17 protein-coding genes are annotated in these 24371 nt (G+C 38.7%); 10 read left to right on the top strand and 7 right to left on the bottom strand.

Features of this window, described 5'->3' with window-relative positions; all coding sequences use genetic code 11:
• Positions 1-12 precede the first annotated feature (12 nt).
• Together WG906_RS11695 and WG906_RS11690 are read left to right on the top strand one after the other, a co-directional pair.
• The gene (locus WG906_RS11695; RefSeq protein ID WP_339992804.1) at positions 13-594 is read left to right on the top strand and encodes an RNA polymerase sigma factor; all 582 of its coding nucleotides are present in this window, start codon (positions 13-15) and stop codon (positions 592-594) included.
• Complete coding sequence (locus WG906_RS11690) at positions 581-1777, top strand: carboxypeptidase-like regulatory domain-containing protein (RefSeq protein WP_339992803.1); 1197 nt, start codon at positions 581-583, stop codon at positions 1775-1777. Before WG906_RS11695 ends, WG906_RS11690 begins: the two co-directional genes overlap by 14 nt.
• A gap of 35 nt (positions 1778-1812) precedes the next feature.
• Here the strand turns inward: WG906_RS11690 and WG906_RS11685 are convergent, their stop codons facing one another.
• Positions 1813-2994, bottom strand: coding sequence for a THUMP domain-containing class I SAM-dependent RNA methyltransferase (locus WG906_RS11685; RefSeq protein ID WP_339992802.1), 1182 nt, complete (start codon positions 2992-2994; stop codon positions 1813-1815).
• 123 nt (positions 2995-3117) lie between these two features.
• On the opposite strand from WG906_RS11685, the gene WG906_RS11680 reads away from it, so the two are divergent.
• The 4 genes from WG906_RS11680 (at position 3118) to WG906_RS11665 (ending at position 9165) form a co-directional block, all read left to right on the top strand.
• Positions 3118-3480, top strand: a complete 363-nt coding sequence (locus WG906_RS11680; RefSeq protein ID WP_339992801.1) for a DUF3127 domain-containing protein — start codon at positions 3118-3120, stop codon at positions 3478-3480.
• Positions 3481-3824: 344 nt separating this feature from the next.
• The gene (locus WG906_RS11675) at positions 3825-5633 is read left to right on the top strand and encodes a sensor histidine kinase (RefSeq protein ID WP_339992800.1); all 1809 of its coding nucleotides are present in this window, start codon (positions 3825-3827) and stop codon (positions 5631-5633) included.
• Positions 5634-5653: 20 nt separating this feature from the next.
• Positions 5654-6385 carry a response regulator transcription factor gene (locus tag WG906_RS11670; RefSeq protein ID WP_339992798.1) on the top strand — a complete coding sequence of 244 codons (732 nt, stop codon included), beginning with the start codon at positions 5654-5656 and terminating at the stop codon, positions 6383-6385.
• Positions 6386-6867: 482 nt separating this feature from the next.
• Positions 6868-9165 carry a TonB-dependent receptor gene (locus tag WG906_RS11665; protein ID WP_339992797.1) on the top strand — a complete coding sequence of 766 codons (2298 nt, stop codon included), beginning with the start codon at positions 6868-6870 and terminating at the stop codon, positions 9163-9165.
• A gap of 927 nt (positions 9166-10092) precedes the next feature.
• On the opposite strand, the gene WG906_RS11660 is transcribed toward WG906_RS11665, so the two are convergent.
• The 3 genes from WG906_RS11660 to WG906_RS11650 all read right to left on the bottom strand — a co-directional run bounded on the left by WG906_RS11660 (position 10093) and on the right by WG906_RS11650 (position 14813).
• The gene (locus WG906_RS11660; RefSeq protein ID WP_339992796.1) at positions 10093-10890 is read right to left on the bottom strand and encodes a DUF4249 domain-containing protein; all 798 of its coding nucleotides are present in this window, start codon (positions 10888-10890) and stop codon (positions 10093-10095) included.
• A 42-nt stretch (positions 10891-10932) separates the two neighbouring features.
• A complete protein-coding gene (locus tag WG906_RS11655; RefSeq protein WP_339992795.1) occupies positions 10933-13260 on the bottom strand; it encodes a TonB-dependent receptor in 2328 nt (775 codons plus the stop codon).
• Positions 13261-13871: 611 nt separating this feature from the next.
• Positions 13872-14813, bottom strand: coding sequence for a PorP/SprF family type IX secretion system membrane protein (locus WG906_RS11650; RefSeq protein ID WP_339992794.1), 942 nt, complete (start codon positions 14811-14813; stop codon positions 13872-13874).
• 420 nt (positions 14814-15233) lie between these two features.
• On the opposite strand from WG906_RS11650, the gene WG906_RS11645 reads away from it, so the two are divergent.
• The 4 genes from WG906_RS11645 to WG906_RS11630 all read left to right on the top strand — a co-directional run bounded on the left by WG906_RS11645 (position 15234) and on the right by WG906_RS11630 (position 18759).
• Positions 15234-16205 carry an alpha/beta fold hydrolase gene (locus tag WG906_RS11645; protein ID WP_339992793.1) on the top strand — a complete coding sequence of 324 codons (972 nt, stop codon included), beginning with the start codon at positions 15234-15236 and terminating at the stop codon, positions 16203-16205.
• Positions 16206-16207: 2 nt separating this feature from the next.
• Positions 16208-16858 carry a rhomboid family intramembrane serine protease gene (locus WG906_RS11640; protein WP_339992792.1) on the top strand — a complete coding sequence of 217 codons (651 nt, stop codon included), beginning with the start codon at positions 16208-16210 and terminating at the stop codon, positions 16856-16858.
• A 170-nt stretch (positions 16859-17028) separates the two neighbouring features.
• The gene (locus tag WG906_RS11635; protein WP_339992791.1) at positions 17029-17346 is read left to right on the top strand and encodes a hypothetical protein; all 318 of its coding nucleotides are present in this window, start codon (positions 17029-17031) and stop codon (positions 17344-17346) included.
• Between the two features lie 87 nt (positions 17347-17433).
• Complete coding sequence (locus tag WG906_RS11630) at positions 17434-18759, top strand: sigma-54-dependent transcriptional regulator (RefSeq protein ID WP_339992790.1); 1326 nt, start codon at positions 17434-17436, stop codon at positions 18757-18759.
• 10 nt (positions 18760-18769) lie between these two features.
• Here the strand turns inward: WG906_RS11630 and WG906_RS11625 are convergent, their stop codons facing one another.
• From WG906_RS11625 to WG906_RS11615, 3 genes are all read right to left on the bottom strand, one after another.
• Entirely contained in the window at positions 18770-21253 is a 2484-nt protein-coding gene (locus WG906_RS11625) for a hybrid sensor histidine kinase/response regulator (RefSeq protein ID WP_339992789.1), read from the bottom strand.
• Positions 21254-21613: 360 nt separating this feature from the next.
• Positions 21614-22876 carry a glucose-1-phosphate adenylyltransferase gene (locus WG906_RS11620; protein WP_339992788.1) on the bottom strand — a complete coding sequence of 421 codons (1263 nt, stop codon included), beginning with the start codon at positions 22874-22876 and terminating at the stop codon, positions 21614-21616.
• A gap of 4 nt (positions 22877-22880) precedes the next feature.
• On the bottom strand, positions 22881-24299 hold the full coding sequence (locus WG906_RS11615; protein ID WP_339992787.1) for a glycogen synthase: 1419 nt from the start codon (positions 24297-24299) through the stop codon (positions 22881-22883).
• Positions 24300-24371: the final 72 nt, after the last annotated feature.

Genomic DNA, 24371 nt, shown 5'->3' with positions numbered 1-24371 from the left:
TCTTTTTAGGACTTGAAATTCATAAAAAATAAATCTACCGATCACTCTTCAGGGGAGGCTGAACTGCTTGCCGAGTACCGTCGTAACGGCAATTTGGAAACTTTAGGGAGATTATATGAAAGGTATATGCCTCTGATCTTTGGTCTATGTTTAAAATATCTGAAAGATGAAGAGCTGAGTAAAGATGCTGTAATGCAAATTTTTGAAGAGCTAATTACCAAGCTGAAAATTCATGAGGTATCTAACTTTAAAAGCTGGCTATACACGCTGGCTCGCAATCATTGCTTAATGAATTTGCGGTCTTCCAATAAACATGAATTTGTAAATATTGATGATTATGGTGTGGAAAGCTTGGCATTTTTGCATCAGGATACTGAGCAAATAAAAGAAAATGAGCTCAGTAGCATGGAGAACTGTTTGCAAAAGCTTCCGGATGAGCAACGGTTAACTATAGATTTATTTTACTTGCAGCAGAAGTGTTATAAAGAAGTTTCTGATGCTACAGGTTTTGATTTAAATAAGGTAAAAAGCTATATTCAAAACGGTAAGCGGAATTTGAAAATTTGTATGGAGAAGAACGGTGGAAACGAATAGAATAAATTATATCACCATTCAGCAGTATCTTGACGGTCTGCTGGATAAAGAAGCTATGCATGAGCTTGAAAAGCAGGCATTGGATGATCCTTTTTTGGCTGATGCGCTGGATGGCTATGCCCATATTAATAAACCTGCTGCGAAACAACTAAGCTTATTACAAACTCAGCTTGAGGAGCGGATTGCCAGGCAACAGGAAAATAAAAATGTATTTAATTTTAGCTGGCAACGTTTAAGTGTTGCCGCTGCAGCGGGATTGTTATTTGTAACCGCAAGCATTCTGTTCTGGATAAAGGGACAAAACAGCGAGGAGCAGCTTGCCTCTAATCCTAAACAGGTAGAGGTGATATTAAGCCCGATTGATAGTTTAGATACTGCAGGTTTAATTAAAGAACAAGCAGAGCTTGCACCACCTGTCGTTCAGTCGTTGGCTGGAAAGAGTAAACAAGAAGGGATAGAAAAGGTGCAAATTGCTGCGTTAAAACAAAAACGATTACAGCAAGGAGATATAAAACTTGGAAATACTTCTGATGCCATTAGTGAAAGTGCAATTGATGGAAACAGTGCACAGGAAAAACAATTGCTTGCCGAAAACACCTCAAATGTGTCTCTCCAAGGCAGGATCGCTGGAATTTCCTCTGAAAAAATTATTTCCGGAAAAATTATTTCGAACAATGGTGCGCCGTTGCCGGGAGTTTCTGTCCAGCTTAGAAACACGGGGATAGGAACTGCGACCAATGTAAATGGTGAATTTAGTTTAAGAGATTCTGTAGGTGGGGACTTAAAAATTGCTTTTATCGGCTTTAATTCAAAAGAAGTTAAAGCAACGCCTGGCATCCCATTAACAGTTGCACTTGAAGAAAATAGTCAGGCTATGAATGAGGTGGTTGTCAGGGGCTATGGAACTGCAAAAAAATTGAATGAATCTCCTGAACCCCTTATCGGATGGAATAAGTACAATGACTACATCCAAAAAAGCGTTGCGGCACTTAAGGGAGAATTTTCCTCTGGCTTAGTGGTAGTTAGTTTTACCGTTGGTGATGATAATAAGTTAAGTAATTTCCAGATTAAACGGGGCCTGGATGATAAAAATAACCAGGAAGCCATTCGTTTAATAAAGGACGGGCCCGGGTGGAAAAGCAGTAAGCACCATGAAGCCCGAGTGACTGTTGAGTTTAAATAGTGATTTGAAGAAATTGCTTTTAAGCCCCCCGGAGTCTACTCTTTTTCGCGTAAATCTTCTCTTTTACTTCCATCATACAATTCATATTCCAGCAGTCTGCAATCAAGCTTACCATTATAAAATTCTAATTTGCGTGAAGCTTTTAATCCTATTTTTTTAGCAAGATCAGGGTTTCCAGTAAAGATATAACCTGAGTATCCTTTGCATTTCTGCTTCATGAAATCGCCAATAAGTTTGTAAGTGGCTTCCAGTTTAGTATGTATTCCCAGGCGTTCGCCATACTCCGGATTGAAAAATACCACTCCAGCTTCCCCTTCAGGAACAGGGGTTTCCGCAAAGTCGCACACGTGAAATTCTATCAAATGATCTACGCCGGCTGTTTTGGCGTTACGCTGTGAAACATCAACGGCATCGGCAGATAAATCGGATGCTATAATTTTGAATGTCAGTTCTTTTTTAGCTTTATCTTTCAGTTTTCTGCGTTCAACAAAAAACACCTGCTCATCATAACCGGTTATGTGCATAAAGCCATAATTCATTCGGAAAAGTCCGGGGTGTTTATCGGTAGCAAGTAAAGCAGCTTCAATTGCAAGTGTTCCGGAACCGCACATGGGGTTTACAAAAGGACTTTTTCTGTCCCATTTCGTTGCCATAATTGTTGAGGTCGCAAGAGCCTCTAACATTGGGGCCTTACCCGGAATTTTCCGGTAACCATGTTTAGATAATGTTTCTCCTGAAGTATCCAGAAAAATTTCGGCCTTGTCCTCCTGCCAGTAGAGATTAACTACAGTTTTGTTATGCTCCGGTCCTGAATTAGGACGTAGGCCTTTTTTTTCCTTTATTCTGTCGACAATGGCATCCTTTACCTTAACATTCGCGAAAAGCGGAGTGGTGATATGTTCGTTATTAACCACAGAGGTTACAGAGAAATAACCTGTAATATCTATATAATCTTCCCAGGCAATCTGAACCAGTTCATTATACAGATGAGTAGGCGTTGGCGCTTCGAAGCTTGCCAGAGAGTATAAAACCTGGCTAGCGCATCTCAAATTAAGATTTAAGGCGATACAATCGTTCACCGTACCCTCTAATTCTACGCCCGTGTTAAAACTGCGTACGATTGTGAATCCTAATTGTTCTATCTCTGTTACCAGGTAAGGCGATAAACGATTATTGCACGTTACTATAATGCGGCTGTTAGTGTTGAAAACTTGCATAATTTTGTGCGAAGTTAATCAATAAATTTTGGCAGATTTGAATCTGATTAATTTGACACCTAAAGCCCCCCTATTATAGGGTATAACAAATAAATAAGAAATTAAAATAACAACAATACAAAAATGGATATTAAGGGAAAAGTACATGAAGTGTTACCGGTTACTAATGTAACCGAAACTTTTAAAAAGCGTGAATTGATCATAGAATTTGCTGAAAATCCTCAATACCCTGAGTTCATAAAGTTTGAAGCATTACAAGATAAGGTAAATTTGTTCGATCCGTTGAAAGTTGGCGATCAGGTAGAAGTTTTCTTTAATCTTCGCGGTCGTCCATGGACTGATAAAAGTGGTAAAACTGCTTATTTCAATACATTAGTAGTTTGGAGAGTAAATGTATTAGGTGCTTCTGCAGAAGGCTCTGCTCCAGAATATGCTGCTCCGGTGGATATCAGTTCGGCGGCTGAAGATGATGATTTACCTTTCTAATTGAAAAGGATTACCCAGATTTATTGTTTACACGGATTCGTGTAAATAGAAACCCAACAAAAGCTCTTCAGTTTGAAGGGCTTTTTTCATACTACGGAAATTCTTAAACTCTTTATAACTACAATCTGCAATCCGGAAAATCGTTGAGGTTATAAGTTGCAGGGTAATTTGTACGGCAGTGTTAAATAATGTTAAAAGCCGGCTGGCTTGCAAGACCTTACGTATTTTTGTGTAAATGAAACCTGCATGAGCTTACGACTCAAAAAAATACAATAAGAAAGCCCGCCTGTTTTTCGGGCAGGCTCATGCAAGCTTCATAGCCGATAAAAAACAATTATTCTCAAATGAAAAAGAGAAGTATCAGCCTTATTATTGGATTGATGAGTGCGGCCCTCCTGGGAGTGATGGCAATGCAATTATACTTTCTCAAACAATCGTTTGCTTTAAAATCGCAATTGTTCGATCATTCTGTAAACGAAGCATTAACAAAGGTCTCCTCTAAGGTCGCTAAATATGAAGCGTATGACATATTAAAGCGAAGAAGGTTAAGAGACCAGCTTGAGGAACAACAAAAATCAGCGGCCCCCGGCTTCATAACTCAAAAGACATCTTCCCCGGATAAGATGAGTGCTCTTGAAATCAGGGCTCAGCTAAACAAAAAGAGAGATTTATTATTAAAAAGGGATCAACGTCAGGCCGACAGTATTTTTAATCTCCGTGACAGTGTTTTCAAATCGAGACATGAAGTTGTAGCCGTAAATGAAATGTCGGCCTACAACCAGGAGCCAGAAGTATTCGATGTTAAAATTGATGTTTCCGAATTTCAGGATGGTTACGGTGGTGTACATCAACAGGCTGTCACCAGTGTGAGCCCCAGGATCAGAGCTTTTAACGGCGAGCGAACAGACTCCATTAAAAGGTATATTTATGTTGATCCTGCCAGGGGCCCGCAGGTTAAAGTTCTTTCTAAGCCAAATATTAAAGAGCTTAGCTATTCTTCGCTAGCGGAATTAAATAAAGAGAAAAGACGGCTTCAGCAGAAAAAAACAATAAAGTTTCTGGACTCTGTTCAAAGTGACCTGGAAATTGAACTTACAGAGCTCAATGTTCCTCTTCGTAAACGTATCAATCCAATTTACCTGGATTCTATGCTTAGGGCTGAGTTTCAAAATACAGGGATTAATATTGATTATGCTTACCAGGTGGCCTCGGCAAGAAATGATGATTTGTTGATTTTTAGAAAAGCCTCCATCGAAACAAGTTTTCTGCCTGATAACACGTATAAAACGGTGCTGTTTCCTAACGATATGATTCGTGATGCAGGCATGCTTATGGTAACCTTCCCGGAAAAGAACTCTGTTATTTTATCTAATATGGGTGCAATGATGGGTTCTTCAGGTGCCTTGCTTTTAATTCTGCTTTTTTGTTTTGGATACACGATTCATTCTATTATCAGGCAAAAGAAGATTTCTGAAATGAAGACAGACTTCATTAATAATATGACTCATGAATTCAAAACTCCTGTGGCTACAATTATGATTGCAAGTGAAGCCTTAAAGGACCCTGAGATTACTTCAGACCAACAACGGATATCTCGCCTGGCAGGAATTATTTACGATGAAAATATTCGGCTTGGGGATCATATAGAGCGGGTTTTGAACATCGCAAAGATCGATAAAGGCGATTTAAGATTAGAGTTTAAACCTGTTGATATGAACGATCTCATTTCGGCAGTTGCTGATAGTATGGAGCTACAGTTCCAGAAAAAAGAAGCATCAGTAAATCTTTTTTTAAAGGCCAGTAAATCAACGGTTCAGGGTGACGAGTTGCATTTAAGCAATGTGATTTATAACCTGATAGATAACGCCTTGAAGTATAGCCCGGAAAAACCTGACATTACAATATCAACCCTCATGAGCGGAAAAAATCTGGTAATAAGGGTTGCTGATAAAGGTATTGGAATGAGCAAGGACCAATTATCAAAAATATTTGGCCAGTTTTACAGAATTCCGACCGGCAATTTACATGATGTAAAAGGTTTTGGACTAGGGTTGAGTTATGTTAACAATATTGTAAAGCGCCATCACGGAAGTATAAGAGTTAAAAGTGAACGGGATAAGGGATCTGAATTTGAGATTGTTTTTCCATTATAGCAAACAGAATCATTTTAGCCATGGCTGACAACGGAATTGCTCCAGTTAACAATAGAAAACAGAAAGTACTTTTGGTCGAAGATGACCCGAATCTCGGTATGCTTTTACAGGACTACCTTCAGCTTAAAGGAAAATATGATGTAGTATTGGCTAAAGATGGAGACGAAGGATTTAAACTTTTCAGCAATGACCGATTCGATATTTGCATACTCGATGTAATGATGCCCAAAAAAGATGGTTTTACTCTTGCAAGGGAAATCCGAAAAATTAACACCGATGTTCCTATCATTTTTGCTACTGCAAAAACAATGATAGAGGACAAGTCGGAGGCTTTTACTTTGGGCGGAGACGATTATATAACAAAACCCTTCCGGATAGAGGAACTTCTTTTAAGGATCAATGCACTTTTAAAGCGGGCCTCTAATCAGGAGAAAAACGCGCTTCCTGATCAAACGGATAAATTTGAAATCGGAGATTATCTGTTCGACTATAATGCGCAGATAATAAAGAAAGATGACCTTCAGCAAAAGGTTTCAACAAAAGAAGCCGAGCTGTTAAGGTTATTGTGCCTGAAGAAAAATAATGTGCTTACCCGTGAAGAAGCATTACTCAGTATTTGGCACGATGATAACTACTTTAACGGTCGCAGTATGGATGTTTTCTTAAGTAAACTTAGAAAATACTTAAGGGACGATTCGAAAGTTGAAATTGTGAATGTTCATGGCAAAGGGTACAAACTGATTGTCAATTAGTCCTTGTTTCGTAAAAATTCCGTCTCAACTCGTTAAACGAAACTTTTATTATCTACTATTGTAGCCTGTACAATGGTAATTAAAAAATCTATAAGAGTTGCACTTTCTGCATTTCTGCTGCTGTGTTTTTCAGCGGCAGCTATACCTCTTGATTTCTTACATAATCACTCGGAAGAACGTAAAAGCTGCAACCCGAAACAGACCACCTGTCAGCATAAATTTCACATTTCTAAAAAAGCTTCTTATTGTTTTGTCTGCACAATTCACTTTGATAAGAATGTAACATTAAATCAATCAACACAATTTTTTGCCGGGCAATCTTTCATCTGCTTAATAACTACTTATTGTGTTACCGAATTTACCACAGAGTCACTAATATCCTTTTTAAGGGGTCCCCCATCTCTATAATTTTTAATATCTCTTAATTCTTGTTCATGTCCTCTTAGGGACATGAATGTTATTATCTATTTAAAAATTTAAAGATGAAAGTCTCCACGATTTTATTGCTTTTCTTACTATATGCATTCCAGGTATCGCACGCTAACACGGCGGCTGCAATCAGCGGGAAAGTTACTGATGCTACTACCAATGAGCCCCTAGCAGGAGCAATGATATCCATTCCCGAGCTCCGGATCTCAATAAGTACAAATCAAAACGGCGAATACACATTGACAAGAATTCCCCTCAAAGGCCGTTTTATTATAGAAATACGTTACATCGGTTACAAAACAATTACTCAATTTATCGATTTTGGTTCGTCAGGAGAGTTTAACTTTTCTTTAGAACCCAGTGTAATCGAAGTGCATGAAGTAGTAATTACAGGTACTGCTTCAAGTTCCAATAACCGGACTAATAGCACATCTGTATCGACAATTGGTAAGAATGAATTAACCGGCAGGGCCTCAAATAATATTATTGATGCCATCGCGCATGTTCCAGGAGTTTCACAAATCAGTACCGGCGCTGCTATTTCTAAACCTGTTATACGTGGTCTAAGTGCAAATCGAGTTGTGACCTTGTCAAATGGTGTAAAGCAGGAGGGACAGCAGTGGGGCGATGAGCATGGGATTGAGGTTGATCAATACAGTGCCGACAGGGTTGAAGTGTTAAGAGGTGCAGCCAGTCTTTTATATGGTTCTGATGCCTTAGGAGGAGTTATTAATATTATAGACGCATTGCCACCCTCCGATGGCCAGATAAGAGGTGAAGTTCTATCCAATTATTCTACAAATAATGGACTAACCAGTACTTCTGCCATGCTTCAGGGAAACGGTAACGGCTTCGTTTGGCAGGGACGGGGAACTTATAAAAATGCTTTTGGATATAATACTCCTGATGGGCGTATTCCAAATACAGGATTTAAGGAAACTGATTTTGGTGCCATGCTCGGGTTTAATAACTCAAAAGGGTATACTCATTTAAATCTTTCAAGCTATCAACAAAAACTGGGTTTGCCCGATTTTGAGAAGAATCCCGAAGGAAATTATGAGGACGGAAATGGAGTAATTCTGGGTCCGGATCAAATTAAAAGCAGAGATTTGCTTCTTCCTTTCCAGGATGTGCGACACTATAAAATTGCATTAAACAACCACATACTATTTAACAAAGGGCGATTACGATCGACAGTGGGCTTCCAGAATAACCAGCGCCGGGAACTGGAGGAAAGCGTTTCAGATCCATCACTGTTCTTCGATCTTAAAACCTACAGTTACGATTTTAAATATTACTTTGAAGAGAATAACGGTTGGCAACGGGTAATAGGAATGGCGGGAGCTTTTCAGAAAAGCAAAAATAAAGCTGAAGAGTTATTGGTCCCTGATTATGATAACAGGGATTTTGGTGCTTTCGGGTATGTTAAAAAAGAGTGGAATAGAACTACTTTAAACGCAGGCCTGAGGTTTGACAACCGCAAAATTAGCGGTGTTGAAATGCAGGAAGATGGATCTGTTAAATTTTCTGACTTTTCCAATAAGTTTTCCAACCTGAGCGGTGCCCTTGGCTTTACTCATGATCTTAGTGAATCCTGGAACCTTAAAGCGAACTTAGGTAGTGCTTTCAGAGCTCCTAATATTTCTGAATTAAGTTCAAACGGTGTACATGAAGGGACATTTCGCTATGAAATTGGTAATACAGCTTTAAAGCCGGAACGGAGCTTATATTCTGATGCAGCTCTGGAGTTTCACAATACAAAGGTTGATTTTCACCTGAATATCTATAATAATTTTATCAATAACTATATTTATTCAAGACAGTTGAATAATCAAACTATTGGTATAGAGGGGAAAGATTACCCGCTCTTTAATTATGTGCAGGATGACGCGAACTTATACGGTTTTGAAGCAGGCTTAACCCTTCATCCTATATCGTTAATTCATTTTGAAAATAATTTTTCACTGACACGGGGAAAGAACACCGCTACAAAGAAAAACCTTCCCTTTATGCCTGCCCCATCTTTGAGAAATGAGCTTAGGATTGAACCCAATATTAAATCCTCGAATGTGAAAAATTCTTACTTCTCTATAGAGTTGGAGAATGTTTTTAAACAAGATTACATAGATGAAGAGTTTGAAACCCCAACTGGAGCATATTCACTTATCAATGCATCTGTAGGAACAACTCTGAATTTGAACAGCCAAAGTTTTAAATTGTATGTTTCTGCAAATAATATATTGGATAAAAATTATGTAAATCACCTTAACAGGTTAAAATACGAAGGGATATTAAATCAGGGGAGGAATATTGCTTTCGGTTTACTTGTGCCGCTTAATCTTGTAAAATAAAATAAACAGAGCCTGATTTAAACAGGCTCTGTTTATTAATTAATAAAAGTATATCGTACACTCCACATACCTGGCTGCACTTTGGAACAGGTAAAAATCAGAGCTATTTGTTCTTTTGTATTTCGTGTGGAAGAAAATAGAATCATACAGTTTTGAATTGGAAAATAGATGAAAGTTTAATTATTAAATGAGCTGATGCCTACGATAGCTTTTACGAAGCAAAAACTTAATAGTTCGCGCTTTTTTCTTATTTCATCTTAAACCTTTTGATTTCTGGCAAATAAATTAAAATCACAAGTGCGCAAATGAAAAAGGATACATGTTTGCTTAGAATACTTTGCGGGCAAATGTCTAACCACGATAATTAGCTTCCAAAAGATGAAGTGCTTTCTTACTGGCACATAGGCGCTATAGGTTAGTCTAGTATGGTGGGAGGCTGTATCCGGCCTCATTGGCGGCCGAAATCCCGCCCTTTTGAATCGCAAAAGGACCAAAACTGTTGTGCCTTCCCGGGGGGCCTTTTGCACATGCCCTCTGCGCATTTTGATGTCAGCGCTCAGTTCTATGCCTGCTTCTCCCCATTTCACCGTCGGACGCTCAGCAAGCCAGCCAATGCACTTCCCTCAGGGCTTGCTGTCATCAAAATTTGTCTGTCACTGCGGGAAGGCACAGGCTCCGTAGGTTAGGTTACTGCTAAATTGCAGGGCTGCTGGGCGCTTAGTCCTATGGCTATCCTTCCTGGGCTGGACCGGATACTACATTTCCCCAAAGAGAAAATCCTTAAAAATTAAAAGTAGACAGCAACCAAAGCGCGAGCGGTAGCCCTAACAGAAGGGTGGCTGAACATCGTTGTGATCTAGGTTTTTTTTGATGCTTTTTTCATTAGAATATAATTGTTTTTTAACGGAGATGAAGCTATCATAAGTTTTAATTCAGCTTAACAACTTTTGTTAACGTTGTTGTTGTATAGGCACTGAAAACGCCTATTGCACCATTATTAAAATTAGATAAGGGGTTTGCCGGGGATACAGGCGGACCACCTTCTCCTGATATTTGAGCAATAGCAAAGAAATATTTGTAAACATTTCGATCGAGAACCCGCATTTCAACTTGAATCGAATTACCTTCTGCCAAATCTTCTATACCAGTAAATAGTGATTCGGTAACATCATTGCCATTGGTAAACCTGTCTTCTATTAAAATGTCTTCTGGTTCTTCATTACGGGCTTTAACCATAAACAGGTATTGATTTTGAACATCTTTTGGATCTTTGTAATGTGCCACGGGAAAAATTTCTTCTTCTCCAAAGAACGAAATCTTTTTAAACGACAGTGAATCGAGTATTACGGGAAGGGGCATAACTGAAGTTGCAGTATAAACTTTCCCTTCTACCGTTACATCTATGTCATACTTACTGCCGGGTATCCCTGCAAACTTAGGACTATGATAAATGCCTGCCTGCGTTTCGGTAAAGGTTATTTGTTGACCTCCGGGAATTCTAAGAACTACCTGAGCACCCGAAAGGCCATTAAATTGATTCGAGTTGTTAAATGAAATAGTTTTAGAGATCCTTACAATATGATTGATGTTTTGATCGCTTAGGTAAGCCTCTATCACCAACTTTGGTTCAGCGTCCTTAAGATCGACATCTACTACCTTTTCGCAGCTTGAAAAGAATATAACGGTAAGAAATACCAAAAGGAGTATTTGAGTAGTGTGTTTCATTGCTATAAATGATTTCGAAATTGAAAATAGTGCATGCATAATTTAAAACTTAAAGTTCCAGGTTACTGACGGGATAATTCCAAACAAGGTTTTTCTTACAGCCTGGGTTTTTGATGGATCATCCGGATTGTCCTGGAAGTCCATCGAAAAAGTATTTTGCCTGTTATACACGTTATAGATTCCAAACGACCAGCTCGACTGAAGCTTTTTGCCGGGCTTCGCTTCGAGTGTGGCGGCAAGGTCAAGGCGATGATAATCGGGAAGGCGGTCGGCATTTCTTTCAGAGTAGTAGAATACCGTTTTGCCATTCATCTCATATTTCCCGTTAGGAAAAGTAACTGCATTACCCGTATTATATACAAATGTTGAGGAGAATGTCCACCTCGTACTGGCTTTATAAATTCCTACTATGGATATATCATGAATGCGGTCCTGCTTGGATGGGAACCAAATTCCACCATTAATATCGCTAAACTGACGTTCGGTGCGTGATAAAGTATAACCTAGCCACCCATTAAATTTGCCAAAGCGCTTTTTAAGGAAAAGTTCTAAACCATATGCTCTTCCATCACCATAAAGCAAATCGGCTTCCACATTGCTATTGCCCCGAAGGTCTGTTCCGCTTCTGTATTCTATCTGGTTATTCATGCTTTTATAATAGATCTCGGCAGAAAACTCATATTTATCTTCCTTGAAATTTCTGAAATAACCAATTGCAACCTGATCTGCTATTTCAGGTTTTATATTGTTACTGTTCATTACGTACAAGTCGGTTGGAGAAGTGGCTGTTGAGTTAGACATTAAATGCAGGTTTTGTGTGTTCCTGGTATAGGATGCCTTTACAGAACCCGCATTTCTTAACTTATAGCTTGCGGAAATACGAGGTTCGGGATTAATATAGTTTTTAACCAGTTCACCCTTTTTATAGTTTGTTGTACCAATAGTATTTCCATCAGCATCATACGCTTTAAAATTGCCCGGACCAAAAGCTGAGTAAGAACTTCCACGCAGACCGTATGTAACATTCAGCCTGTCATTTACCTTCCATTCATCAGATATATAAATTGCCAGTTCGAGGCCAGTCCGGTTTTCTATCTGATCGTCGTTCACAGAAGATCCTACACTTGCAGAAATTTCGCCAGGTTCAATAGTATGATGAATTACGTCAACTCCAAAGCGTAAATTGTGATTGTTTAAAGAATACTGGAAATCTTGTTTCAGATCCCAGTCTCTGATAGTTGATTTTACTTTAAAATCATTTTGTTCTTCAAAGCTTTGAATTACATAATTGTAATTGCTATAAATAAGAGAGGTATTAGAGAATAAGCGATTATTAAATAGATGGTTCCAACGTAATGTAGCTGTTGAATTTCCCCAATCGAAGCCAAATGTCTCATTCAGGCCCAGTTCATCTCTACCAAAATATCCCGAAAGGTAAAGTGTATTATTCTGGTTGAACCGGTAATTTGCTTTGGCATTTAAATCATAGAAATAAAGTACATTATTTCGAATGGAAGTATCGGAAGCCAGCTTTAAAAATGCATCAGCATAAGTTCTTCTTCCACTAATGATAAATGAACTTTTATCTTTTACCAGCGGTCCTTCTACCTTTAATCTGGATGAAATTAAACCCAGGCCACCCTCTACACTAAAGTCTTTTTGATTTCCATCATTCATCCTGATATCCAGTACTGATGCCAGCCTCCCGCCATATTGCGATGGCATACCGCCTTTATATACGGTTACATCTTTTATTGCATCAGAATTGAAGGTTGAAAAGAAACCCAAAAGATGGGAAGCATTATAAACCGGTGCTTCATCTAAAAGGATAAGATTATGATCAATTGAACCACCCCGTACGTAAAAGCCGCTGTTACCCTCGCCGGCAGATTTTATGCCCGGAAGGAGTTGAAGGGTTTTAATGATATCGCGCTCACCGAACAAAACCGGTACATTCTTTACCTGGCTGATATTAACTTTTGCTAATCCCATTTGCGCATTAACCACATTATTGTCACGCTTTTCGGAAGTAATCACTACTTCCCCAAGTGCATTCTCGGCATTTAATAAAAGGTCGATACGAAGATTTTTATTAAGACTAACCGTTTGACTTAGTGTTTGAAACCCGACATAACTCGCGGTAAGTTTATATTCGCCATTTGGCAGGCTAAGAGAGTAAAATCCGTAAGCATTGGTAGTGGTACCATGTTCAGTTTCTCCTGAAAGTTTTATGGTAGCACCAATTAAAGTCTCGCCTGATTGGGCATCCTTGGCAACACCTGTAATAGTTAAATTACCTTGGGCAAGTCCATATTCTGTATAGGAAAAGAATATCAGGACAAATAGTATAAGCTTATTAAACTGATTCATTTTATTATTCTTAAAAATTTGTTGATGAGACGACTTAAGATTTGAAATGTTACAGTAGAAACTGAGTCCCAAATGATAGGGAGAAGAGGTGGACTTAACGTGTGGTATAGGTGGACTCAGCCAGACCATATGAACTTACTGAAGAGAGTAAAAAAAGCGCAACTGCCTGTGTGTCTAAAAAGGAGCGTTTGGCCCCTTTATATTAGCACCATTTAAAATAAACCATAACAGATTATCTGAAAATCTTCGGGAAGTGAATCGGAAGCCACCTTTGGAAAAGAAAGGGGAGTGTTAGTAGAAAAGTATAGATAATTTTCAGGTGGCAGTGTGGGTATTGTAGTTTAAGGCGGGGATGTTTAGAAAACGGGAGATGGATTTAAAATAATAAAAAACGCTGACAGGATTCTAAATCCCTGTCAGCGTTGTAACTCATACCTGGCTGCATCTTGGAACAGGTAAAAATCAAAGCTATTTGTTCTTTTGTATTTCGTGTTGAAGAAAATAGAATCATACAGTTTTGACTTAAAAAAAGTAAGTTTAATAGGGGCAAAACTTTGCTTTTATTCGCTGTACGTAATATAAATTGAGATCATTAGAACATAGCTGAGCAGTTAATCAATATACTCTATGTTTTTTTTCGCGAAAGTTAGCCGAAGACCCAGTTCAAAATTACCGCTTGAATACTCTCTTAACGCAGAAGTAGAAGTAGTATAATTTGCATTAATTGATCCCAAAGATTTAATGATTGCTCCAATGCCAATGGTGGCGCTTTGAGAGCTGTGATAAACAGACATAACACTTGCAATGCCGTTAGCAACTGTAAAATTTGCTCCCGCATCAATGATGTTTTTAAAGCCATCAATCCCTCTTATGGCAAGTATCGGTTCTGCACCGAAGCCATCGAGCGCATTCGGGAAGAAGAATTTATAGCGTACTGCTGAATAAAAACTGGAACGGTTTGCTACAGCATTCAAATCCTCCTTTTGCAGGAACCCTTTCAGATTAGGAATTGCTGCTTGAATGGTTAGTCTTTTGCTGGTGTACGCCGCGCCGAAATCGCCATCAATATAAGTCTCTTTTTGATTGAATTTTCCTACTGATACATCATTCTGCTCCCCAATGATATTTTCACTCATACCCCGTTCGTTTAGAAAACCCAGGGAAATACCAAAGCGTAATTTTTGAGATTCGTCAGCAAAAGGAAGATGATAGGAATAAGTTCCCATTACCCGGGTACGTTTTATTAGGCCGGCTTCATCTTTGTGTACGGTGAATCCCAGGCCCACTTTTTTACCGGTTCCATAATCAGCAGTAAAGGATTGTGTTTTTGGAGCGCCGGGCATGGTTGACCATTGTTGACGATAACCCAAATTAAGGTTCAGCCCCTTTTCAAAACCAGCCATAGCTGGATTAGCCAGATATTGATTTTGAAAATATATCCCGGAAAGCGGATTTAGTTGGGCTTTTGCTAGTGTGCCGCAGCATATGATAATCAGCAGGAAAATTCTTCCTGCTATGTTGATCAATGATTGTTCAGTTTTTGATATGTTCATAATGGGCTGTTAAATAAATTAAAAGGTATCACCAACTGAATTGAGTTTGCAGAGAGTAAAAAGCACAGTCACCAGAAGGGCAAAAAGGTTTTGTCATACAGTTAAATTAAGAGGCTATTCGCCTGATAAGAAATGTTTTAAGTTGAAATTAGCGAAGTTTTTTCAGCGGGATGAAACCTAACTTTTTTCTGGTGAAATGGTAACGCTTTGTTAAAGTAGCAAAAGTGTGATCATTGGCTGATGAATAATGATCAGGGTTTTATACGTAGATAAATTAATAAGGTTGTTGTTGTATTATAAATATATAAAGAGGAATTTCTACCGATTATCGTTTGTCGGAACGTTTGGGCTTTAGTACTGTATGCTATTATCGTATAAACTTTTGTTCTCATAGTCTGTATAGTTATTATGAGAATAAATATGCCTGTTGCTCTCCTTTGCTTTATACTTCAAATGAATGCGGTGTTAGCTCAAGTTGATACACTTTCCATAACTCTCGAAAATGTGACCTATCCTCACCCAATTAAGTTTATTAACCTTTCTGCCGAAGGTCAGGATTTAAGAATGGCCTTTATGGATGTAAAACCCTCTAAGCCCAATGGTAAAGTGATTATGCTTTTTCACGGAAAAAACTTTGCAGGATATTACTGGACTGATGTTATTAAAAGATTATCAGCAGCGGGTTACCGGGTTATTGCGCCTGACCAGATAGGTTTTGGAAAATCTTCTAAACCCTTTATTCATTATAGTTTCCATCTTCTGTCACGATTTAACAAGCAGCTATTAGACAGTCTCGGCGTACAAAAACTTTCGGTGCTTGGACATTCTATGGGTGGAATGCTTGCCACCCGATTTGCCTTAATGTATCCCGAAAGGATGGAAAAATTACTTTTAGAAAACCCTATCGGGCTCGAAGATTACCGCTCATTTGTTCCCTATGTATCAACAGAAGAACAATATAAAACAGAATTAAAAGCATCAGCCGAAAGCATAAAAAAATATTATCAGTCTTCTTACTTTCCCCAATGGAAATCCGAATACGATTATTTAGTGCGAATCGCTGCCGGTCCCACGAAAAGCTCCGACTTTCCCCGCTATGCAAAGGTCTCGGCCATGACTTTTACAATGGTTTATGAGCAGCCGGTAGTTCACGAATTTGTTAATCTTAGGGTTCCAACGGTTTTATTGATTGGTACAGAAGATAAGACTATTGTGGGTAAAGGCTTGCTCTCAGCGGAGCAGCAAGGTAAACATGGACAATACAAATTGTTAGGAAAAGATATTGTAAAGAAAATTCCGGTTGGAAGGCTTATTGAATTTGATGGAGTGGGTCATATCCCGCATATCCAAATTTTTGATAAATTCATGGCGGCATTATTTCAAGTTTTATAATTATGTTTTTTCCTATTGGTGATGATAATGTAAGAGGTCGTTCAAAGCCTGTTATTACATATCTTCTTATTATTTTCAACTGCTATATTTTCTGGCAGCAGCTTCAGTTAAGCCCCGGGCAGATGGAGAATTTCTTTTATGCCTATGGAGCTGTTCCCTCACTTATCTGGAAAGGAATTAACCTTCATACCTTAATATCGAGTATGTTTCTTCATGGTGGCTGGATGCACTTAATCGGCAATATGGTCTTCTTATGGATATTTGGGGACAATATTGAAGTTACAGTTGGGAGTTTCCGGTTCCTTTTATTTTACCTTGCCGGAGGAGTTATTGCAGCACTTGTTCATTGTTTTGTGTTGCAGGGAAGCGCTATTCCATGTATAGGAGCTTCGGGGGCCATTTCAGCGACTTTAGGAGCATATCTGGTGATGTTCCCTTCATCAAGAATAACAGTTCTGTTCATTTTTTTCTCGTTCAGGGTATCCGCTTTTGTATTCCTGATATTTTATATTGCTCAACAGATAATGGCAGGATACGATTCCCTGGAGCTCCAGAAAGCCGAAAGCTCGGGAGTTGGGTACTGGGCTCATATCGGAGGCTTTGGTTATGGATTTATTCGTGGTTGGTTTTTCAGGCACAAGGTGAAGCCATAGATTTCCAGGATGGGATTGACCGGTAATCCTACATGTTGTAGAGAAGTTCCACAGATGAAATTTTGATTTTTGCTTTTAATGGTTGATTTTGAGGCGTATATGCCTGTTCTCATTTCTGGCACCATTGTTTACTATATTCCAGTATAGTTAAAAACAAAGATCTAAGTAGTATGAAAAAATTATTTTTATCAGCAGTAGCAATAATCGCTCTTGCTGCAACAACTTCGGTAAAAGCAATTACATTAAGCGAACCCTTAACTCTTACCATTGCATCCCAGGACAGCCTTACTAAAACCCCTATAAAATTGGAAGAATTACCCGATTCGGTAAAAATTACTTTAAAATCAGAACAGGTTAAAGAATGGATACCATCAGACGCTTATTTGGTTAAAAGCGCTGCGGGGGCAGAATATTACCAAATAAATGTTAAAAAAGGAGAGGAAAAAGCCTTCCTCAGAATAGGCAAGGATGGAAAGATAATACAGTAGCACCCTTCATTACAATTAAAATGACCCTTATAAAAGCCGGATTTGTTCCGGCTTTTGTATTTTTGCCCCCAGGGAAACCTATTAATTATGGCAAAAATCCTGGTTATTGAAGACGACCTTACTTTTTCGCAGCTGTTAGAAGGTTTTCTGATAAAGAGCGGCTTTTCTGTAGATGTTCGGTCCGATGTGAAAAGCGGGATAAAAGCCCTCAATCAATCTCAATACGATCTTTTGTTGCTGGATTACCGCTTACCTGATGGGAATGGTTTGGATGTGATGGCCTACAGCAGGCAAAAAGACAGCGAGATTCCGGTCATTATCATGACCAGTTTTAACGATGTTCGAACCGCAGTCAACGCGATTCGTTGCGGAGCCTTCGACTATATTACAAAACCTGTTAATCCCGACGAATTATTAATGGCTATAGGTCAGGCTCTTAATACAAAGGATATAGGTGCTAACGAACAGGCGGATTCTTTGAATTTTATAAGTGGCAGTAGCGAAAGTGCTGAAAAGCTTGGTGAATATATTGACCTTGTGGCACCTACAGATATGTCTGTAATCATACAGGGAGAAAGCGGTACAGGTAAAGAATATTTTGCCCGGGCAATCCATCTTAAAAGTAAAAGAAGTAACAATCCTTTTATAGCCCTCGATTGTGGTGTATTATCCAAAGAACTTGCAGTAAGTGAGTTGTTTGGTCATCTTAAAGGTGCATACACAGGTGCTTTAGCAGATAAAAAAGGCAAGTTTGAGGCCGCTGATGGCGGAACTATTTTTCTTGATGAAATTGGGAATCTGGATTATGAAGTTCAGGTAAATCTCCTTAGGGCCTTGCAGGAAAGGGTCATACAGCCTTTGGGAAGCAATAAGTTAGTCACTGTAGATGTACGTATTATTGCGGCAACGAATGACGATTTATTAAAAAGTGTTAGTCAGGGCAAATTCCGGGAAGATCTTTATCATCGGCTGAATGAGTTTAAAATACAGCTTCCTCCTTTGAGAGAACGTGGAAACGATTTTGACATATTTGTTCAGCATTTTATCACTATGGCCAATCGTGATCTTGGCCGCAATGTAAATAATTTGTCAGCAGAAGTTTATACCATTTTTAAGCGTTATGACTGGCCCGGCAATCTGAGAGAGCTTAAGAATGTTATTAAGCGAATGGTTCTGTTAAGTAAAACTGGTGAAGCAGGCATAGAAACTTTGCCTGATGAGATGATATTTTCCATTAGTGAGATGCCAAAGGCTCATGGAGCAGATCTAAAAGCGATAAACGAAGCCAATGAAAAGGCGCTCATTTCCGATACACTAAAAAAGGTGAAGTATAATAAATCTATGGCTGCCAAGCTGCTTAATATTGATCGGAAGACACTTTACAGCAAAATCGAAAAGTATAATATCGAATAATAATTCTGGTCTAGTAGATTGACTGGGGTAGCTGATACTCTTCCATAATATTGACAAGCATTAGCTGAAGGTTTTTTATGTCTTCTTTCATTTGGTCCTTGAGTATATCATTGGTCGACCCCCAATTCAATTCTAATCGTCTGAAATTTAAAGCGAGGTTTTTTGTTCCGATTTGCGCTGTTCTCCCGGCAATTCGATGAAGTAACAAGGTTATTTCATCCCTGTTATTCCTCTTTAATGCTGCCTCAAGCAGGTTAATATCGCTTTCGGAATCTTCAACAAAGCGCTCCATTATTTTTTGAAGTTGCCCCTCATCACCAAATGTCATTTTTCTTAATAAATTAAAATCGGGAAGGTCTCTCAATATTTCTGGTTGAGAATTTTCCTGGCGTATTAACCTAATTATCTCTTCCTGATCAAATGGCTTCATTAATAAACCATCAAACCCCTGGCTCAACAGGGTGCTCCTTTCCTCGGGAAGCGCCTGGGCCGTTAGGGCAAAGATTTTAACATCTGCAGGGATTGTCTTTCTTAGCAATTTACAAAGTTCGGTTCCCTTCATTCCAGGCATGCAAATGTCAAGTAAAATGCAGGTAACATCTGTGTCCAAGGGTGTGTTTAATGCATTTTGAGGGTTATTGAAACAAACATGCTTTATGGAGTGATTTTCTAAAATCGTCGAACAGAGCTGCAAAATAAAAGCATCGTCATCAACCACCCATACCTTTCCTCTAAAGTCAGATGGTTTTTCTTCCCTGTCTAGATTTGTAATATCAGGTTGCTTAGCGACTGCGAATCTCATGTTTAATGTAAAACAGGTCCCTTTTCCAACTTCGCTTTTAACATGAATCCTCCCGCCCTGCGCCTCAACAATTTCCTTAACAATGCTCAATCCCAGCCCGGATCCGGAGGGGATTTTATCATTCTTAGTCGTACTTCCCTGCTCAAACTCGTTGAATACACGTTTTAAATCCAGTTCCGCAATGCCTGCACCAGTATCTTGTATGCTTAACATGATATGTACATTGCCATTATAATGTTTACACGATGCATTTAGCGTAATAGTGCCCTGATCTGTAAATTTTATAGCATTACCCAGCAGATTATAAAGGATTTGCTTAAGTCGGAAAGAATCTCCGCTTACATATTCTTCATCAGATAAGTCCAGGTTCGTTACAAACTCAAGTGATTTTTCCTTAATGGACAGGCCCATTACCGAAACCACTTCCTTAAGCAATTCGGTTAAATTAAACGTAGAAACATTCAGCGTAAATTTTCCTGAGGTAATTCTGCTATAATCAAGAACTTCATTTACAATTTGTAATAAATGCCTTGAAGAATGATAGATGGCATCGACCGTATAGGGCTCGGTTTGACCATTTTTCATAAGGTCGCTATAGCCAATAATAGCCTGAAGGGGTGTACGGATCTCATGACTCATATTAGCTAAAAAACGTTGTTTTGCTGCACCATGATACTCAGCTTCAGATTTGGCAAGCTCAAGCTGATTGCGGTAGGCGTTGCTCCTGGAAATATCGATTAAAATAAAGTAGAGAAGAATCGCTGTAAAGAAGAGGAAGGATATGAGGATTATATTAATATAGTACACACTATCATTAACGGTGTTTCTCGCCTTCTGGTTATTGGCTGCCGATTGTTGCATCACGTCTTCTTCTACCAATTGGAGTAGTGCAAGCATTTGGCGTGTTAAGTTATTGGCTGTAAGCGTAAGCCCGGCTTCATGGCTTATGAAACTCTTACTTTGCTGAAGCTGCTTTTTTTTCATGTTAAGCATAGCTTGCTTAACGTCCATTAAAGTTTTGTCCTTTGGAGTTAGACGAATTGTATCGATTGTAATATTTAATTCTTCGTTAACTACTTTTTTTTGTTCAGTACCCTGGAGTTCTTTTTTTCTGCCAAAGAGTCTACCCAAAAACCCTTTGGAATCTTTTTCTATAGGAAATATTGTGGTTGTAGAAACCCTTTCTTCTGTTTTAAGAACCTGAGAGCTATCGGCCTTTTCCGACCGGCTACTGATCATCCCATCAAGTGATCTTATCTGATCAGATAAAACCTTGTTGTCGATCATTTTTTCTCTGCTGTTTAAATAGTCAATAAATAATCTGTTGCGTTCCAGCAAAAGCCGCTTCATTATGTTTATGTGTTTGACCTGCTGTTCATTATCTTCATATAGAAATTCCAGCGTATCGAGGGTCAAACGTAACTCTCCGAACTCTTTAATGAATATTTCATTGTAGGTTTTTTTGTCCAGCGCCATGGTTCTCTGAAGCTGATCCAGGTGAATAATTTTTCTTGAGAGATGATTCACAAGTGTTAATTTATCATTAGGCGCAGAAATACTTTCTACTGTATTGATCAATTCTCTGAAAGTGAGTTTGCTTATATTCCAGGCAAGAAAAATTGCAATTATAGCAATGATAAAAGCTATTATAACCTTTCCTTTAACCGGAGTGTTAAAAAAAATATTTTTCATTAGAGAATATTATCTTTTTAATGGCTATGAAGCGATCATGAGCCTGCCCGGAAAACAGGCGGGTATATTCATTGCTGTTGGTGTTGGTATGCTCATGATGGTTTCATTTTTATATCTGCTTTATGAAATACACTTGTTTTAACGTTTCAATTCAGCGTTTTGGGATAATGAACTCCGATTTATTAATTTTTTTCTTTAATGGCCTTCGCATTACCTGGATACATAGCGCTCTACGAGAACGTGCTTTTTATTTTGGATGTAAGAAATGAGTGTGTTGGAGAATTTGAAATAAAAAAAACAGCTTAAAAAAAAGTTCACCCTGTGGAGGTGAACTTTTTCTAAAAGTAATAAGATTAGATACTAAATTACAGTGCCATTTTCAATGCAGGCACCTTTTTTTACCACCACAATCCCTTCAGTAACAGTGTATTTCCCGTAATCTCCATCTTTTAAATGAGGCCCGCCGTTTATCCTCACATCATTACCAACGCGGCAATTTTTGTCAAGAATGGCATTCTTAATATAGCACCGTTCTCCCACACCAATTATTGGTGTCTGTGATTTTTTTGATTCTTCTAATTGATCCAGGCTTTGATAGTAATCGCTACCCATTATATAACAATATTCAATTGTAGTTCCCCGCCCTATGCGGGTACGGATGCCAATAACTGAACGTTCAATACGACTGGCCTGAATGATACATCCGTCGGCAATAACTGATCTTTCGAGAGTCGTTCCCTGCACTTTTGAAGGTGGAAGCATTCTTGGACGAGAAAAAATGGTCTTTTTGTCGAATAAATTGAATTCAGGAATATCATCTGTTAAACCGATGTTGGCTTCAAAAAATGACGGAATAGTTCCTATGTCGGTCCAGTAGCCGTCGTATTGATAACTCACAACTTTGTGCCGGCTTAAAGCTTCCGGAATAATTTCCTTACCAAAATCTGTATGCGGATCATTTGTTAGAGTATCGTAAAGAACATCCCTGTTAAAGATGTAAATACCCATTGAGGCCTGATAAACCCTTCCTTGAGCCTCCATTTCAGGACCCACTTCCGATTTCCACTCATCAAAGTCTGTTTGTGGTTTTTCAATGAAAGAAGTTATAATTCCTTCTTTATCAATTTTCATAATTCCGAAACCGGGAACATCTTTGGCAGTAACGGGTATGGTTGCCACAGAAACTTCCGCATTGCGTTCAATATGACTTTTAATCATATCGTTAAAATCAATTTGGTATAACTGATCCCCTGATAAGATAAGAACATAATCAAATTCAAAGGGTGACATATGATGTAAAGACTGTCGCACCGCATCCGCAGTTCCCTGAAACCATCCTGAATTGCTTGGGGTTTGCTCTGCAGCCAGTATATCAACAAAAGCTGTACTAAATACATTAAAGTGATAGGTGTTTTTAATGTGCTTATTTAGCGAAGCAGAGTTAAACTGGGTGAGAACAAAAATACGGTCTATTCCAGAATTCAGACAGTTAGAGATTGGGATATCAACCAATCGATATTTACCGGCAATCGGAACTGCTGGTTTAGAGCGGGTAGCGGTTAGAGGTTGTAAACGGGTTCCGGAACCTCCCCCAAGTATAATTGCAAGGACTTTTGACATCATAATATTAAAGAGTTAAGCTTTTGTAAAGGTTTATATAGTGTGTAGCAGATTGATGCCACGAATAGTTCAGTGACATCATTCTAATATGTAACAATTCCATTTGCGAGGTGTTTTTATAGATTTCTATACATCTGTCGACAGCATCGGCAATACTATCTGCATCTGCATCTTCAAACCGAATTCCATATCCGTTTTCCTCCGAAACATCTATGACAGTGTCTTTTAAACCGCCCGTGCTTCTAACAACAGGAATTGTTCCGTAACGTAAGGAATATAATTGATTTAATCCGCATGGTTCAACACGAGATGGCATAATTAAAAAGTCTGCCCCGGCATAAATTCTGTGCGAGAGGCCTTCGTGGTAACCTATAAAAACGTTATAATCTTCTTTAAATGTTGAAGTTAAACTGGCAAGGGCCTCCTCTATTTCGGGTTCTCCCGATCCTAGCACCAGTATGCTTACTTCGCCTTTATGTTTAATTAAAATTTTTGTAATGGCTTCAGGAAGAAGATCTGCCCCCTTTTCACCTACTAATCTTCCTATAAAAGCAACAAGAGGTTTGTTTTCATTCAGGAAAAACTCCTTGCATACAAGTTTTTTATTCTCCAGTTTACCGGCAGATGCATTTTTTGCAGAGTAGTTCGCTGATATCATTGGGTCCGTTTCCGGATTCCAGACATCGCTGTCAATGCCATTAATTATTCCAACTCCTTTAGACCTTTCCGCTATAAAAAGAGTCTCCAATCCATTCGAATTGACACTTAATTCTTCTAAATAACTGGGTGAAACGGTTGTATATTTCCAACAACATTTTACAGCAGAAGCTAACGGATTGATACAATCTCCCCATTCCAATAAGTTGCTTTCCCAGATTTCGAAGTCAGGCAACAGATTTAATTTTTCCCAACCTATCCATCCCTGGTATTGTGCGTTGTGAATAGTTAATACCGTGCGTATTTTTGCAAGGGTTTTGTATCGCGGAGAATGATATAATAGAAATGGGATCAGCCCTGCATGATGGTCATGCGAATGAATGACATCCGGTAAATCACCAAAATTTAGTAACCATTCTAAAAATGCCAGCTGAAATGCAACAAATTGTTCGGTTTCATCCGGATAGCTATAAATTTCAGGTCTGTCTAAAAGCTCCGGAATTCTAATAAGATGCAAGGGGAAACCAAGCTTATCCGTAGATTCTCTTAAAACCTGAAATGGGCCTGTAAAGGTTCCCATAGTAATCCGGGATTCAAAAATTATATCGAAATTATTCTCTTGTGCAAATTTTCGGTCATAATATGGCATAACTACCATAGCGGTTACCCCAGCGGCTTGCTGATATTTCGGCAGAGCTCCTACCACGTCTCCTAAGCCGCCAACTTTAGCGACCGGGTAGCATTCTGCACTTAGGTGGATTACGTTCATATTAGTAGTTGGTTAAAGGATTTTGAAATTTAAGGAATTTTTTTTCTGTAAAACAAAAAACCCGTCAAATTT

The organism is Pedobacter superstes (assembly GCF_037622515.1).
GTDB lineage: Bacteria > Bacteroidota > Bacteroidia > Sphingobacteriales > Sphingobacteriaceae > Paradesertivirga > Paradesertivirga superstes.
Note: the sequence above shows the minus strand (reverse complement) of the source record. Positions and strands in the feature narration are given on the sequence as shown.